This window comes from Streptomyces sp. SD15 (assembly GCF_054462255.1).
Genome location: NZ_JBTLMO010000002.1, coordinates 92211 through 107096, shown reverse-complemented (window position 1 = coordinate 107096; position 14886 = coordinate 92211). Strand labels below are relative to the sequence as shown.

Genomic DNA, 14886 nt, shown 5'->3' with positions numbered 1-14886 from the left:
GCCGCACCCCGCTCCTGCGGCTCTTCCCGACTTACCTGCCCCGCACACCTGTTGATCAGGTCATCGTCTTGATCAGGTTCTCAGAGTATCGGCCGTGACCGACATTCGTCGGCGGACGGCCGAAGCCGCCCGCCGACGGATGAAGCGATGAACGGAGCGATGAATGGAGCGATGAATGGAGCGACGGATGAAGTATTGAACTGTCAGGCGTCCTGGGCCTGTTCGCGGATCCTTTCGGCGACCTGAGGCGGCATCGGCTCGTGCCGCGCGTAACTGCGGTTGAAGCGTGCGGTGCCGTGCGAGACGGAGCGCAGATCGACGGCGTACCGCCCGATCTCGATCTCCGGGACCTCGGCCCGTACGAGCGTGCGCCCGCCACTCGCCTGCTCGGTGCCGACGACCCGGCCGCGACGCCCGGACAGGTCGCTCATCACGGCGCCCACATAGTCGTCGCCGACCAGAACCGTCACTTCGGCCACCGGTTCCAGGAGATGGATCCTGGCGTCGGCGGCCGCCTCGCGCAGGGCGAGCGCGCCCGCGGTCTGGAACGCGGCGTCGGAGGAGTCCACGGAGTGCGCCTTGCCGTCGAGCAGGGTGATCCGTACGTCGATGAGCGGATAGCCCGCGGTCACGCCCTTGGCGGCCTGGGTGCGCACGCCCTTCTCGACGGACGGGATGAACTGCCGGGGCACGGCCCCGCCGACGACCTTGTCCACGAACTCGACGCCCGAGCCGTTCGGGAGGGGCTCGACCTCGATCTCGCAGATCGCGTACTGACCGTGGCCGCCGGACTGCTTCACATGGCGCCCGCGCCCCGCGGACCTGTCGGCGAACGTCTCCCGTAGGGAGACCTTGTGCGGTACGACGTCGACCTGGACGCCGTAGCGGTTGCGCAGCCGTTCCAGGGCGACGTCCGCGTGGGCCTCGCCCAGGCACCACAGAACGACCTGGTGGGTGTGCTGGTTCTGCTCCAGGCGCATGGTGGGGTCCTCGGCGACCAGCCGTCCCAGCCCCTGCGAGAGCTTGTCCTCGTCGGCCTTGCTGTGCGCCTGGATGGCGAGCGGCAGCAGCGGGTCGGGCATCTGCCAGGGCTCCATGAGCAGTGGGTCGTCCTTGGCCGAGAGCGTGTCGCCGGTCTCCGCCCGGTTGAGCTTCGCCACGCACGCCAGGTCGCCCGCGATGCAGTGCGTGAGGGCGCGCTGCTGCTTGCCGAACGGCCTGGACAGGGCGCCGACGCGCTCGTCGACGTCATGGTCCTCGTGGCCGCGGTCGGCGAGGCCGTGGCCCGAGACGTGCACCGTCTCGTCGGGGCGCAGGGTGCCCGAGAAGACGCGTACGAGGGAGACCCGGCCCACATAGGGGTCGCTGGCCGTCTTCACGACCTCGGCGACCAGCGGCCCGTTCGGGTCGCACGCCTTGACCTCGCGCGCCGCGCCGTCCGGTGTGGTCACCGTGGGCGCCGCGCGCTCCAGCGGGGTCGGGAAACCGCCGGAGACCAGCTCGAGGAGTTCGACCGTGCCGATCCCCTGACGGGCGCCCGCGGGGGCGGGGGCGGCAGCCAGTACGGGGAAGAAGACCCCGCGCGCCACGGCCCGTTCCAGGTCCTGCACGAGTGTCTTGACGTCGATCTCCTCGCCGCCGAGATAGCGGTCCATGAGGGTTTCGTCCTCGCTCTCGGCGATGATCCCCTCGATCAGCCGGTTGCGCGCCTCCTCGATCAGCGGCAGCTGCTCGGGGCCCGGCTCCGCCTCCTTGCGCTCCCCGGAGGAGTAGTCGAACAGTCGCTGCGTAAGGAGCCCGATCAGCCCGGTCACGGGCGCGTGCCCGTCGGGTCCCTGTGTGCCGTGCAGCGGCAGGTACAGCGGCAGTACGGCGTCGGGGTCGTCCGCGCCGAAGGCCTCCGCGCAGGTCCGGGTCATCTCGTCGAAGTCGGCCCGGGCCGCTTCGAGGTGGGTGATCACGATGGCTCGCGGCATGCCGACCGCCGCGCACTCCTCCCATACCAACCGGGTCGAGCCGTCCACGCCGTCCGAGGCGGAGACGACGAAAAGGGCCGCGTCCGCGGCGCGCAGACCAGCCCTGAGTTCACCGACGAAGTCGGCGTATCCGGGGGTGTCGAGAATATTGATCTTGTATCCGTCCCAGTCGACGGGTACCAGGGAGAGCTGCACCGAGCGCTGCTGCCGGTGCTCGATCTCGTCGTAGTCGGAGACGGTGCCGCCGTCCTCCACGCGGCCCGCCCGGTTCACCGCTCCCGCCGTCAGCGCGAGAGCTTCCACCAGAGTCGTCTTGCCCGATCCGCTGTGGCCGACCAGCACCACATTCCGTACGGACGCGGGGTGGTCGGCCGCTGTAGCCCTGCCGGCGGCTCCGGGGTGTGTGTTCGCCTTGTCGCCCATGGCCTTGCCTCCCGTGCACGGTGAGGTCACTGTGGGCGCGGGCATACCGGATCCGCGTGCGGTGCGGCACCGATGACGCCCGCGGTTCTTCGAGCTTTGCACTCGCGTCACGGTGCGTCCATACGGCGGACGGGATCGCGCCATGACACCGGCGGCATCCCGTCGAGACGCGGGGTGCGGGTGCCCGACCGTCGCACCCGCACGCGCGTGACTACGATGGGCCAGCCGGTAGCCATAAGGGGCCGCACGGCGACACCGACCCTCGGGAAGGCCATGCTGAACAAGTACGCGCGTGCATTCTTTACGCGTGTCCTCACACCGTTCGCCGCGTTTCTCATCCGCCGGGGGGTGAGCCCCGACACGGTCACCCTCCTGGGCACGGCCGGAGTCGTGGTGGGCGCGCTGGTCTTCTACCCCCGGGGGGAGTTCTTCTGGGGCACGGTCGTCATCACGCTCTTCGTCTTCTCCGACCTCGTCGACGGCAACATGGCGCGCCAGCTCGGCCGCACCAGCCGCTGGGGCGCCTTCCTGGACTCCACGCTCGACCGGGTCGCCGACGGCGCGATCTTCGGCGGCCTGGCGCTCTGGTACGCGGGCGGCGGCGACAACAACGCCCTGTGCGCCGTCTCGATCTTCTGCCTGGCCAGCGGCCAGGTGGTCTCGTACACCAAGGCCCGCGGTGAGTCGATCGGCCTGCCGGTCGCCGTCAACGGCCTGATCGAGCGCGCCGAACGCCTGGTGATCTCGCTGGTCGCGGCGGGCTTGGCGGGGCTGCACAAGTTCGGGGTGCCCGGCATCCAGTGGCTGCTGCCCATCGCCCTGTGGATCGTCGCCGTCGGCAGCCTGGTGACGCTGATCCAGCGCGTCGTCACGGTGCGCCGCGAGTCCGCGGAGGCGGACGCGGCCGCCGCCCAGAACAGTGGGGCCACGTCGTGACCAGCCTCCAGGAGCGACTGGTGGACGGGGCGTACGCAGCCGGCTGGAGCACGATCAAGAAGCTCCCCGAGCCGGTCGCCGTGCGCCTCGGCCGCACGGTCGCGGACATCACCTGGAAGAAGCGCGGCAAGGGCGTACGGCGCCTGGAGAGCAACTACGCACGCGTGGTGCCCGGCGCGACCCCGGAGCGGCTCGCCGAGCTCTCCCGGGCGGGCATGCGCTCGTATCTGCGCTACTGGATGGAGTCCTTCCGCCTTCCGGCCTGGAGCGAGGAGCGCGTTCGGACGGGTTTCGACGCCAAGGACCTGCACTACCTGACGGACTCCCTCGCGTCCGGGCGAGGCGTCATCCTGGCCCTCCCGCACATGGGCAACTGGGACCTCGCGGGCGCCTGGGTGACCACCGCACTCCGGACGCCCTTCACGACGGTCGCCGAGCGCCTCAAACCGGAATCGCTGTACGACCGTTTCGTCGCCTACCGCGAGGGTCTCGGCATGGAGGTCCTGCCGCACAGCGGGGGTTCGGCGTTCGGCACACTGGCCCGCCGGCTGCGCGACGGCGGTCTGGTCTGCCTGGTCGCCGAACGCGATCTGTCCGCGTCCGGCGTCGAGGTCGAGTTCTTCGGCGAGGCGACCCGGATGCCCGCGGGGCCGGCCCTGCTGGCGCAGCAGACCGGCGCCGCGCTGCTGCCGGCGACGCTCTGGTACGACGACTCGCCGGTGATGCGGGGGCGCGTTTATCCCCCCGTCGAGGTCCCCGGGACAGGTACCCGGGCCGAGAAGACGTCTGTCATGACACAGGCGCTGGCCGATGCCTTCGCCACCGGTATCGCCGAACACCCGGAGGACTGGCACATGCTGCAGCGCTTGTGGCTCGCGGATCTCGATCCGACGAAGGGCTCCCCGTGAGGATCGGCATCGTCTGCCCGTACTCCTGGGACGTGCCGGGCGGCGTCCAATTCCATATCCGCGACCTGGCCGAGCACCTCATCCGCCTCGGGCACGAGGTTTCCGTGCTCGCCCCCGCGGACGACGAGACACCTCTGCCGCCGTACGTCGTCTCGGCCGGCCGGGCCGTTCCGGTGCCGTACAACGGCTCCGTGGCGCGACTGAACTTCGGCTTCCTGTCCGCGGCCCGGGTGCGGCGCTGGCTGCACGACGGCACCTTCGACGTGATCCACATCCATGAACCGGCCTCGCCGTCCCTGGGACTGCTCGCGTGCTGGGCCGCACAGGGGCCCATCGTCGCCACCTTCCACACCTCGAACCCGCGCTCGCGCGCGATGGTCGCCGCGTACTCGATCCTGCAGGCGGCCCTGGAGAAGATCAGCGCCCGGATCGCGGTGAGCGAGTACGCGCGCCGCACCCTCGTCGAACACCTGGGCGGCGACGCGGTCGTCATCCCGAACGGCGTCGACGTCGACTTCTTCGCCCGCGCCGAGGCCAAGCCCGAGTGGCAGGGCGACACCCTCGGCTTCATCGGCCGCATCGACGAGCCCCGCAAGGGCCTGCCCGTCCTCATGAAGGCACTCCCGAAGATCCTCGCCGAGCGCCCGGGGACCCGGCTCCTGGTCGCCGGACGTGGCGACGAGGAGGAGGCCGTGGAGTCGCTGCCGTCCGAGATGCGCTCGCGCGTCGAGTTCCTCGGCATGATCAGCGACCAGGACAAGGCCCGCTTCCTGCGCAGCGTCGACCTGTATGTGGCGCCCAACACCGGCGGCGAGAGCTTCGGCATCATCCTGGTGGAAGCGATGTCGGCGGGGGCGCCGGTACTGGCCTCCGATCTCGACGCCTTCGCGCAGGTCCTCGACCATGGGGCGGCCGGGGAGCTGTTCGCCAACGAGGACGCGGACGCGCTGGCCACCGCGGCCGTACGACTGCTCGGCGACCCCGAGCGCCGGGCCGAGCTCCGCACGCGGGGGAGCGCCCATGTGCGGCGCTTCGACTGGTCGACCGTCGGGGCGGACATCCTGTCCGTCTACGAGACCGTGACGGACGGGGCGGCGGCGGTGGCCGCGGACGAGCGCACCGGGCTGCGGGCGCGGTTCGGGCTGGCCCGGGACTGAGCGTGACGGACAGGTCTGCCCCGGGCGGGACAGAGTCGTGCTGCGCGCCCGCGCGCGGCGAGGCCAGTTCGCTTTTCCAACTGGCGGCGCCCGCTCGGCGGAGGCGTGAAGGTCCGGCGCGCGACGGTCGCGACGTTTCAGCCATCACCTTGCCCGGCGGTGCGTTCCGTATGGGCGACGCCTTCGGCGAGGGGTACCCGGACGACGCCGAGGGGCCGGTCCGTACGGTGATCCTCGAGCCGTTCCGGATCGACGCGACGGCCGTCACCAACGCCCGCTTCGCCGACTTCGTGCGGGAGACGGGGTACGTGACGGAGGCGGAGCGATACGGCAGTTCCTTCGTGTTCCATCTGCTGCTGCATCCACGCGCGCGGGACGCGGTTTTCGGGGCGGTCGCCGCGGCACCCTGGTGGCTGGGCGTCGAGGGCGCCCGCTGGAGCGCGCCCGAGGGTCCCGGCTCGGACGTCGACGGGCGTGCGGACCACCCGGTGGTGCACGTCTCGTACCACGACGCTCTCGCGTACTGCGCCTGGGCGGGCGCCCGGCTGCCCACCGAGGCCGAGTGGGAGTACGCGGCTCGTGGTGGTCTCGAGGGGCGCCGCTACCCCTGGGGTGACGATTTCGCGCCCGGCGGGCAGGAGCGGATGAACACCTGGCAGGGGGAATTCCCCCGGGTCAGCACCCGCCCCGGCGGCGTCACCGGGACCGTCCCCGTGGACGCGTACGAGCCCAACGGCTTCGGCCTGTACAACACTTCGGGCAACGTGTGGGAGTGGTGCGCCGACCCCTTCTCCGCGGCGGACGCCGCCGGGGCGGGCGCCGAGCAGCGCGTCATCCGTGGCGGCTCCTACCTGTGCCACACCTCGTACTGCAACCGCTACCGGGTGGCGGCCCGGTCGAAGAACACGCCCGACTCCTCGACCGGGCACGGCGGGTTCCGCTGCGCCTGGGACGTGACGGCGGGGTGACCGCACCGGGGTAGCCTTGCCGCCCGTGACCGCAACCCTGATCTGGATCCTCGTCGGCCTCGTCGCGATCGGCCTCTACCTGAGCTGGACCGCGGGGCGTCTCGACCGGCTGCACGCCCGGATCGACGCCGCGCGCGCCGCCCTCGACGCGCAGTTGTTGCGCCGTGCCTCGGTCGCCCAGGAGTTGGCGACCTCCGGGGTTCTCGATCCGGCCGCCTCGATCGTGCTGTACGAGGCGGCGCACGCTGCCCGGCAGGCGGAGGAGGAGCAGCGTGAGGTCGCCGAGAGCGAGCTCAGTCAAGCGTTGCGGGCCGTTTTCGGGGAGGCGCAGCAGGTGGAGGCGGTGCGGGAGGCGCCGGGTGGCGAGGCGGCGGCAGGTGAGCTGGCTCAGGCGGTGCGGCGGGTGCCGATGGCTCGGCGCTTCCACAACGACGCGGTACGTGCCGCGCGTGCCCTGCGTCGGCACCACAAGGTGCGTTGGTTCCGGCTCGCTGGGCACGCGCCGTTTCCCATGGCCTTCGAGATGGACGACGAGCCGCCGACGGCCCTCGCGGACCGTCCGACCAGCTGAACGCCCCGGGGTTTCCCGCCCCCGCCGCCCCTACCGGTCCCATCCCTGGGGGCTGCGCCCCCTGGACCCCCGCTCGCCCGAAAGGCTCGTCCTCAAACGCCGGACGGGCTGGATATCCCCGGCCGGGGTCAGAAGATTTTCAGCGCCGGGCCGCACTCTTTCAGCCCGTCCGGCGCTTGAGGACGAGACCGTTCAGGTCGAAGCGGGGGTCTGGGGGCGGAGCCCCCAGGGGACGGGAATGGGTAGGGGCGGCGGGGGCGAACACCCCCCCCGCCTCCACCCCCACACACCGAAAAACGAGCCACCGCCTCCCCATTGGCCCTTGCTGTGGCCTGGTCGCGAGATGTTCCCTCGGTGCTGCAGAAACCCTCTTTCACCGAGTGAGGTCAACCCGTGTCCAGCACCCTCTCCAACTCCGCCCAGCCCGCTGAAAGCACTGCGACCGGCACCGCGCGCGTGAAGCGCGGCATGGCCGAGCAGCTCAAGGGCGGCGTGATCATGGACGTCGTCACGCCCGAGCAGGCGAAGATCGCCGAGGATGCGGGCGCCGTCGCCGTCATGGCCCTGGAGCGGGTCCCGGCCGACATCCGCAAGGACGGCGGTGTGGCCCGCATGTCCGACCCGGACATGATCGAGGGCATCATCGACGCCGTCTCGATCCCGGTGATGGCGAAGTCGCGGATCGGCCACTTCGTCGAGGCCCAGGTGCTCCAGTCCCTCGGCGTCGACTACATCGACGAGTCCGAGGTCCTCACCCCGGCCGACGAGGTCAACCACTCCGACAAGTGGGCCTTCACGACCCCCTTCGTCTGCGGCGCCACCAACCTGGGCGAAGCCCTGCGCCGCATAGCCGAGGGCGCGGCCATGATCCGCTCCAAGGGCGAGGCCGGCACCGGCAACGTCGTCGAGGCGGTCCGCCACCTGCGCCAGATCAAGAACGAGATCGCCAAGCTGCGCGGCTTCGACAACAACGAGCTGTACGCCGCCGCCAAGGAGCTGCGCGCCCCGTACGAGATCGTCAAGGAGGTCGCCGAGCTGGGCAAGCTCCCGGTCGTGCTGTTCTCCGCCGGTGGTGTCGCCACCCCGGCCGACGCCGCCCTGATGCGCCAGCTCGGCGCCGAGGGCGTCTTCGTCGGCTCCGGCATCTTCAAGTCCGGTGACCCGGCCAAGCGCGCCGCCGCCATCGTGAAGGCGACCACCTTCTACGACGACCCGAAGATCATCGCGGAAGCGTCCCGCAACCTGGGCGAGGCCATGGTCGGCATCAACTGCGACACCCTCCCCGAGACCGAGCGCTACGCCAACCGCGGCTGGTAAGGCAACACCACTCATGAACACCCCCGTCATAGGCGTCCTGGCTCTCCAGGGCGACGTACGGGAGCACCTGATCGCCCTGGCCGCGGCTGACGCCGTGGCCAGGCCGGTGCGGCGCCCCGAGGAGCTCGCCGAGGTGGATGGCCTGGTCATCCCCGGCGGCGAGTCCACCACCATCTCCAAGCTGGCCGCTCTGTTCGGGATGATGGAGCCCCTGCGCGCACGCGTGCGGGACGGCATGCCGGTCTACGGCACCTGCGCGGGCATGATCATGCTCGCCGACAAGATCCTCGACCCGCGCTCGGGCCAGGAGACGTTCGGCGGCATCGACATGATCGTGCGCCGCAACGCCTTCGGACGTCAGAACGAGTCCTTCGAAGCGGCTGTCGACGTCAAGGGCGTAGAGGGCGATCCTGTAGAGGGCGTCTTCATCCGCGCCCCCTGGGTCGAATCCGTAGGCGCCGCGGCCGAAGTGCTCGCCGAGCACGAGGGCCACATCGTCGCCGTACGCCAGGGCAACGCGCTCGCCACGTCGTTCCACCCCGAACTGACCGGCGACCACCGCGTGCACGGCCTCTTCGTCGACATGGTGCGCGCGAACCGCTCACCGGAGTCCTTGTAGGATCTGGGGGTCCCCCCAGACTCTTAAGGTCTGGGGGAGTTCGTGCAGGATGGGTTACGCGAAGGAGACAGGCAGATGTCCGGCCACTCTAAATGGGCTACGACGAAGCACAAGAAGGCCGTGATCGACGCCAAGCGCGGCAAGCTCTTCGCGAAGATGATCAAGAACATCGAGGTCGCGGCCCGCACGGGTGGCGCCGACCCCGCCGGCAATCCCACGCTGTTCGACGCCATTCAGAAGGCCAAGAAGAGCTCGGTCCCGAACAAGAACATCGACTCCGCGGTCAAGCGTGGCGCCGGCCTCGAAGCCGGTGGCGCCGACTACGAGACGATCATGTACGAAGGCTACGGCCCGAACGGTGTCGCGGTGCTCATCGAGTGCCTCACCGACAACCGCAACCGCGCCGCCTCGGACGTCCGGGTCGCCATGACCCGTAACGGCGGCAACATGGCCGACCCGGGTTCCGTCTCGTATCTCTTCAACCGCAAGGGCGTCGTGATCGTCCCCAAGGGCGAGCTGACCGAGGACGACGTCCTGGGTGCCGTGCTCGACGCGGGTGCCGAGGAGGTCAACGACCTGGGCGAGTCCTTCGAGGTGCTCTCCGAGGCGACCGACCTGGTCGCGGTCCGCACCGCCCTCCAGGAAGCCGGGATCGACTACGACTCGGCCGACGCCAACTTCGTCCCGACCATGCAGGTCGAGCTGGACGAGGACGGCGCCCGGAAGATCTTCAAGCTGATCGACGCGCTCGAGGACAGCGACGACGTGCAGAACGTCTTCGCCAACTTCGACGTCAGCGACGACGTGATGGAGAAGGTCGACGCCTGAGGCGCGAGGCTTCCTTCTGGCGGGCTGGTGGGACGCGTCCTACCGGCCCGCCGTCGTTGTCAGTGGCAGCAGATAGCCTGGCGACAACAGATGATGATCGTCGCCCGCGGGACCGCAACCATCAATTGAGCAACCACGACGGCGATCAGCCACCTCCGCGAAAGCGGCGGCGGTTTAGCCGCAGAAGGGGCGCATTGGGGTGCGGGTACTGGGGGTTGACCCGGGGTTGACCCGGTGCGGTGTCGGCGTGGTCGAAGGTGTCGCGGGCCGGCCCCTGACCATGCGCGGCGTCGGTGTCGTACGCACCCCGGCGGACGCCGAATTGGGCCTGCGCCTCGTCGCCATCGAGCAGGGCATCGAGCAGTGGCTCGACGAGTACGAACCCGAATTCGTCGCCGTGGAGCGGGTGTTCAGCCAGCACAACGTCCGTACGGTGATGGGCACGGCACAGGCCAGCGCCGTCGCCACGCTCTGCGCCGCCCGGCGCGGCATCCCCGTCGCCCTGCACACCCCGAGCGAGATCAAGGCCGCCGTCACCGGCAGCGGCCGCGCCGACAAGGCACAGGTGGGCGCCATGGTCACCCGCCTCCTTCGGCTCGACGCGCCCCCCAAGCCCGCCGACGCCGCCGACGCTCTCGCCCTCGCCATCTGCCACATCTGGCGCGCACCCGCCCAGAACAGACTCCAGCAGGCCGTCGCCCTGCACGCATCGAAACTCGCATCGAAAGGGCGTACCGCATGATCGCCTTCGTCAGCGGCCCGGTCGCCGCCCTCGCCCCCGACTCCGCGGTGGTCGAGGTGGGCGGCATCGGCATCGCCGTCCAGTGCACGCCGGGCACGCTCTCCGGGCTGCGCATGGGACAGCCGGCCAAGCTCGCCACCTCCCTCGTCGTACGCGAGGACTCGCTCACTCTCTACGGCTTCGCCGACGACGACGAGCGGCAGACCTTCGAGCTGCTGCAGACCGCGAGCGGCGTCGGCCCGCGCCTGGCCCAGGCCATGCTGGCCGTGCACACGCCCGACGCCCTGCGCCGCGCGGTGGCCACCGACGACGAGAAGTCGCTCACCGCCGTCCCCGGCATCGGCAAGAAGGGCGCCCAGAAACTTCTCCTCGAGCTCAAGGACCGGCTCGGCGAGCCGCTCGGCACGAGCACGGGAATCGGGTCTCCGGTCAGCACCGGCTGGCGCGACCAACTGCACGCCGCCCTGATCGGCCTCGGGTACGCGACCCGTGAGGCCGACGAGGCCGTCTCCGCGGTCGCCCCGCAGGCGGAGGCCGCCGCGGGCGCACCCCCGGTGGGCCAGCTGCTGAAGGCCGCCCTGCAGACCCTCAACAGAGCACGCTAGGGGCCGTGAGCCCCGAAGCCCGTAGGACCCCCCTGCGACCGCGAGGCACAAGCAACGCTGTGCTTCCCCGGGGGACGCACCCCGGACCCCCGGCCGACGACTCACCCGGCCCGCACGGCTAGGAGAACTTCAGTGAACTGGGACGACACGACCGACGAGACCGCCGCCGAGCGGCTTGTCGGCCCCGCCGCGGAGCGGCTGGTGGGCTCTGTCGCCGACCGTGAGGACCAGGCCGTCGAGGCGGCCCTGCGCCCCAAGGACCTGGACGAGTTCATCGGCCAGGAGAAGGTCCGCGAACAGCTCGACCTCGTCCTGCGCGCCGCACGCGCGCGCGGCGCCACCGCCGACCATGTGCTCCTCTCCGGCGCCCCGGGCCTCGGCAAGACCACCCTCTCGATGATCATCGCGGCCGAGATGGGCGCCCCGATCCGCATCACCAGCGGCCCGGCCATCCAGCACGCCGGAGACCTCGCCGCGATCCTCTCCTCGCTCCAGGAGGGCGAGGTGCTGTTCCTCGACGAGATCCACCGCATGTCCCGGCCGGCCGAGGAGATGCTCTACATGGCGATGGAGGACTTCCGCGTCGACGTCATCGTCGGCAAGGGCCCCGGCGCCACCGCGATCCCGTTGGAGCTGCCGCCGTTCACCCTGGTCGGCGCCACCACGCGCGCGGGACTGCTGCCGCCCCCGCTGCGCGACCGCTTCGGGTTCACCGCGCACATGGAGTTCTACGAGCCCGCCGAGCTGGAGCGTGTCATCCACCGCTCCGCGAGCCTCCTCGACGTCGAGATCGACTCCCACGGCGCCGCCGAGATCGCCGGCCGCTCCCGGGGCACGCCCCGTATCGCCAACCGCCTGCTGCGCCGTGTACGGGACTATGCGCAGGTGAAGGCCGACGGCGTCATCACGCGCGAGATCGCGGCGGCCGCGTTGAAGGTCTACGAAGTCGATGGCCGCGGCCTCGACCGCCTCGACCGCGGCGTCCTGGAAGCCCTGCTCAAGCTCTTCGGCGGCGGCCCGGTCGGCCTGTCCACGCTCGCGGTCGCGGTGGGGGAGGAGCGCGAGACCGTCGAGGAGGTCGCCGAGCCCTTCCTGGTGCGGGAAGGCCTGCTCGCCCGGACACCGCGCGGTCGGGTCGCGACCCCGGCCGCCTGGGCGCATCTCGGCCTCACCCCGCCCTCCCGGTCAAACGGGGGAAACGGACAAGGGGACCTGTTCGGGGCGTGACGGCGAGGGCACTCGCGAGGTCAGGAACCCCGGTGCCATGCTGAGCGTTGTTCCCTGAGTGCGGACTCGCTTAGACTCCGCCGATGCCGCCCTTGTCGGCGACGTACATACCCCCATCCAGCAGGCCGCTCACCATTGCGGTCGAAGAAGGAAGTTCCGACCCGTGAGTCTCGTGACCCTCCTCCCGTTCATCGTGCTCATCGGGGCCATGTTCCTGATGACCCGGTCGGCCAAGAAGAAGCAGCAGCAGGCCGCGTCCATGCGCAATGAGATGCAGCCCGGCTCCGGCGTGCGCACGATCGGTGGTATGTACGCCACCGTCAAGGAGGTCAACGAGGACTCGGTCCTTCTTGATGCGGGCCCGGGTGTCGACCTGCTCTTCGCGAAGAACGCGATCGGCGCCGTGCTCTCCGACGACGAGTACAACCGCATCGTCCACGGCATCGAGCACGAGCTGGAGGCCGACGGTTCGATCGTTCCGGACGACGCCTCCTCCCTCACCAAGACCGACGAGCCCGCCGCCGACGTCGCTTCCGACGCTTCCGACGCCAAGCCCCTCGACCTCGGCAAGAAGGACGCCGCGGACGAGCCGTCCGACAAGGTCGACGAGACCGCCGAGGCGAAGGTCGAGGCGAAGGCCGACAAGGACGACGAAGCCGAGCCGAAGAAGACCGACGGCGAGTCCGACGCGAAGTAGGCACCCCCCGGGGACGCGGCGCGATCCGCTCGTGCCCCGCGTCTCCCGGGATGTGCGTCTTACCGCACGGAGTCCCGACACCATGTCATGGCCGCCCACGCGCTGACCCCGCGCGAGGCGGCCCGAGAGGGAGTACGAGAAGGTGGCAGCACCGAAGAAGGGCCGGAGCGCGAGCGCCCAGAGCAGGCCGGGGCGCTCGCTGGCCCTCATCCTGATCGCCATCGTGGCGCTCACCGGGGGGATGTTCCTCTCCGGGCACACCACTCCGCGTCTCGGCATCGACCTCGCCGGCGGCACGAGCATCACGCTCGAAGCGAAGAACGAGCCGGGCCAGCCGAACGCGATCAACAAGACCAACATGAACACCGCGGTCGACATCATGAACCGCCGTGTCAATGGTCTTGGCGTCTCCGAGGCGGAGGTCCAGACCCAGGGCGATCGCAACATCATCGTCAACATCCCCAAGGGCACGAACTCCAAGCAGGCCCGGGAGCAGGTCGGCACCACCGCCAAGCTCTACTTCCGTCCGGTCCTGACCACCGAGGTCACCGGGACGGCCGCGACGGCCAGCCCGTCGACGAGCGCCTCCGGCAGCGCGTCGCCGAGCGCCTCCGAGTCGGCCGCCGACAAGGCGACCTCGTCCTCGTCGAGCTCCGCGAGCCCGTCGGCCACCGCCACCTCCCAGGGCCGCGCGGTCACCGACGCCCTGAAGGCCGACTCCACGCCGTCCGCGAGCAGCTCCGCGACTTCCTCGGCCTCCGCCAGCGCCTCCCCGTCCGCGAGCAGCAGCGCCGACGCCGCGACCACCGCGCTCCAAGCGCAGTACACCGCGCTCGACTGCACCGACCCGGCGGTCCGGGCCAAGACCGGCGAAGGCGTCAAGCCCACAGACACCACCGTGGCCTGCGGCCAGAACTCCTCGGGCCAGTGGCAGAAGTACATCCTCGGCCCCGCCGAGGTGTCGGGTACGGACATCAAGTCGGCCTCCGCCGTCTTCGACACCCAGAGCACCGCGGGCTGGAAGGTCACCATGGACTTCACGTCCGGTGGCTCCAAGAAGTTCGCCAGCATCACCGGCAAGCTCGCGCAGAACCAGTCCCCGCAGAACCAGTTCGCCATCGTCCTCGACGGTGAGGTCGTCTCCGACCCGTACGTCAACCAGGCGCTGACCGGCGGCAGCGCGGAGATCTCCGGCAGCTTCGACCAGACCGAGGCGCAGGACCTGGCGAACATGCTGAAGTACGGCGCGCTGCCGCTCACCTTCAAGGAGGCGAGCGTCACCACCGTCACCGCCGCGCTCGGCGGTGAGCAGCTCGAAGCCGGTCTGATCGCGGGCGGCATCGGCCTGGCCCTGGTCGTCGTCTACCTGGTGGTCTACTACCGGGGCCTGTCGCTCATCGCGATCGCCTCCTTGCTGGTCTCCGGCATCCTCACGTACGTGATCATGGCGCTGCTCGGTCCCACCATCGGGTTCGCACTGAACCTGCCGGCCGTCTGCGGTGCGATCGTCGCGATCGGTATCACAGCGGACTCGTTCATCGTGTTCTTCGAACGCATCCGGGACGAGATCCGCGAGGGCCGCTCCCTGCGGCCCGCCGTCGAGCGTGCCTGGCCACGGGCCCGGCGCACCATCATGGTGTCCGACTTCGTGTCGTTCCTGGCCGCCGCGGTGCTCTTCATCGTCACCGTCGGCAAGGTCCAGGGCTTCGCGTTCACGCTCGGTCTGACCACCGTGCTCGACGTGGTCGTGGTCTTCTTCTTCACCAAGCCGCTGATGACGATCCTCGCCCGCAAGAAGTTCTTCGCGAGCGGCCACAGCTGGTCCGGTCTCGACCCGAAGCGACTGGGCGCCAAGCCGCCGCTGCGCCGCACCCGTCGCGCTTCCGCCCCCGTCGACACGAAGGAGGCGTGA

14 protein-coding genes are annotated in these 14886 nt (G+C 70.4%); 13 read left to right on the top strand and 1 reads right to left on the bottom strand.

The window, feature by feature from the left end:
* Positions 1 to 203 precede the first annotated feature (203 nt).
* The gene (locus ACX28W_RS02405) at positions 204 to 2399 is read right to left on the bottom strand and encodes an elongation factor G-like protein EF-G2 (protein WP_458997071.1); all 2196 of its coding nucleotides are present in this window, start codon (positions 2397 to 2399) and stop codon (positions 204 to 206) included.
* A gap of 216 nt (positions 2400 to 2615) precedes the next feature.
* Here ACX28W_RS02405 and pgsA point away from each other — a divergent pair, with 216 nt between their 5' ends.
* The 13 genes from pgsA (at position 2616) to secD (ending at position 14886) form a co-directional block, all read left to right on the top strand.
* Positions 2616 to 3335, top strand: a complete 720-nt coding sequence (gene pgsA / locus ACX28W_RS02400) for a phosphatidylinositol phosphate synthase (protein ID WP_458997263.1) — start codon at positions 2616 to 2618, stop codon at positions 3333 to 3335.
* Entirely contained in the window at positions 3332 to 4243 is a 912-nt protein-coding gene (locus ACX28W_RS02395; protein ID WP_458997070.1) for a phosphatidylinositol mannoside acyltransferase, read from the top strand. The genes pgsA and ACX28W_RS02395 overlap by 4 nt, the downstream gene beginning before the upstream one ends.
* Positions 4240 to 5400, top strand: a complete 1161-nt coding sequence (locus ACX28W_RS02390) for a glycosyltransferase family 4 protein (protein ID WP_458997069.1) — start codon at positions 4240 to 4242, stop codon at positions 5398 to 5400. Before ACX28W_RS02395 ends, ACX28W_RS02390 begins: the two co-directional genes overlap by 4 nt.
* A 2-nt stretch (positions 5401 to 5402) precedes the next feature.
* Positions 5403 to 6368 (top strand): formylglycine-generating enzyme family protein, encoded by a 966-nt coding sequence (locus tag ACX28W_RS02385; protein WP_458997068.1) that lies wholly within the window; start codon positions 5403 to 5405, stop codon positions 6366 to 6368.
* A 25-nt stretch (positions 6369 to 6393) separates the two neighbouring features.
* Entirely contained in the window at positions 6394 to 6939 is a 546-nt protein-coding gene (locus ACX28W_RS02380) for a LemA family protein (protein WP_458997067.1), read from the top strand.
* A gap of 393 nt (positions 6940 to 7332) precedes the next feature.
* Complete coding sequence (pdxS, locus tag ACX28W_RS02375) at positions 7333 to 8256, top strand: pyridoxal 5'-phosphate synthase lyase subunit PdxS (RefSeq protein ID WP_458997066.1); 924 nt, start codon at positions 7333 to 7335, stop codon at positions 8254 to 8256.
* A 13-nt stretch (positions 8257 to 8269) separates the two neighbouring features.
* Positions 8270 to 8875 carry a pyridoxal 5'-phosphate synthase glutaminase subunit PdxT gene (gene pdxT / locus ACX28W_RS02370; RefSeq protein ID WP_458997065.1) on the top strand — a complete coding sequence of 202 codons (606 nt, stop codon included), beginning with the start codon at positions 8270 to 8272 and terminating at the stop codon, positions 8873 to 8875.
* Between the two features lie 75 nt (positions 8876 to 8950).
* The gene (locus ACX28W_RS02365; protein ID WP_458997064.1) at positions 8951 to 9703 is read left to right on the top strand and encodes a YebC/PmpR family DNA-binding transcriptional regulator; all 753 of its coding nucleotides are present in this window, start codon (positions 8951 to 8953) and stop codon (positions 9701 to 9703) included.
* Between the two features lie 199 nt (positions 9704 to 9902).
* On the top strand, positions 9903 to 10445 hold the full coding sequence (ruvC, locus tag ACX28W_RS02360; RefSeq protein ID WP_362069858.1) for a crossover junction endodeoxyribonuclease RuvC: 543 nt from the start codon (positions 9903 to 9905) through the stop codon (positions 10443 to 10445).
* Positions 10442 to 11050, top strand: coding sequence for a Holliday junction branch migration protein RuvA (gene ruvA / locus ACX28W_RS02355; protein ID WP_458997063.1), 609 nt, complete (start codon positions 10442 to 10444; stop codon positions 11048 to 11050). The genes ruvC and ruvA overlap by 4 nt, the downstream gene beginning before the upstream one ends.
* A gap of 132 nt (positions 11051 to 11182) precedes the next feature.
* Complete coding sequence (gene ruvB, locus ACX28W_RS02350; RefSeq protein WP_458997062.1) at positions 11183 to 12277, top strand: Holliday junction branch migration DNA helicase RuvB; 1095 nt, start codon at positions 11183 to 11185, stop codon at positions 12275 to 12277.
* Positions 12278 to 12440: 163 nt separating this feature from the next.
* Positions 12441 to 12974 carry a preprotein translocase subunit YajC gene (gene yajC / locus ACX28W_RS02345; RefSeq protein ID WP_458997061.1) on the top strand — a complete coding sequence of 178 codons (534 nt, stop codon included), beginning with the start codon at positions 12441 to 12443 and terminating at the stop codon, positions 12972 to 12974.
* 142 nt (positions 12975 to 13116) lie between these two features.
* Positions 13117 to 14886, top strand: coding sequence for a protein translocase subunit SecD (gene secD, locus ACX28W_RS02340; RefSeq protein ID WP_458997060.1), 1770 nt, complete (start codon positions 13117 to 13119; stop codon positions 14884 to 14886).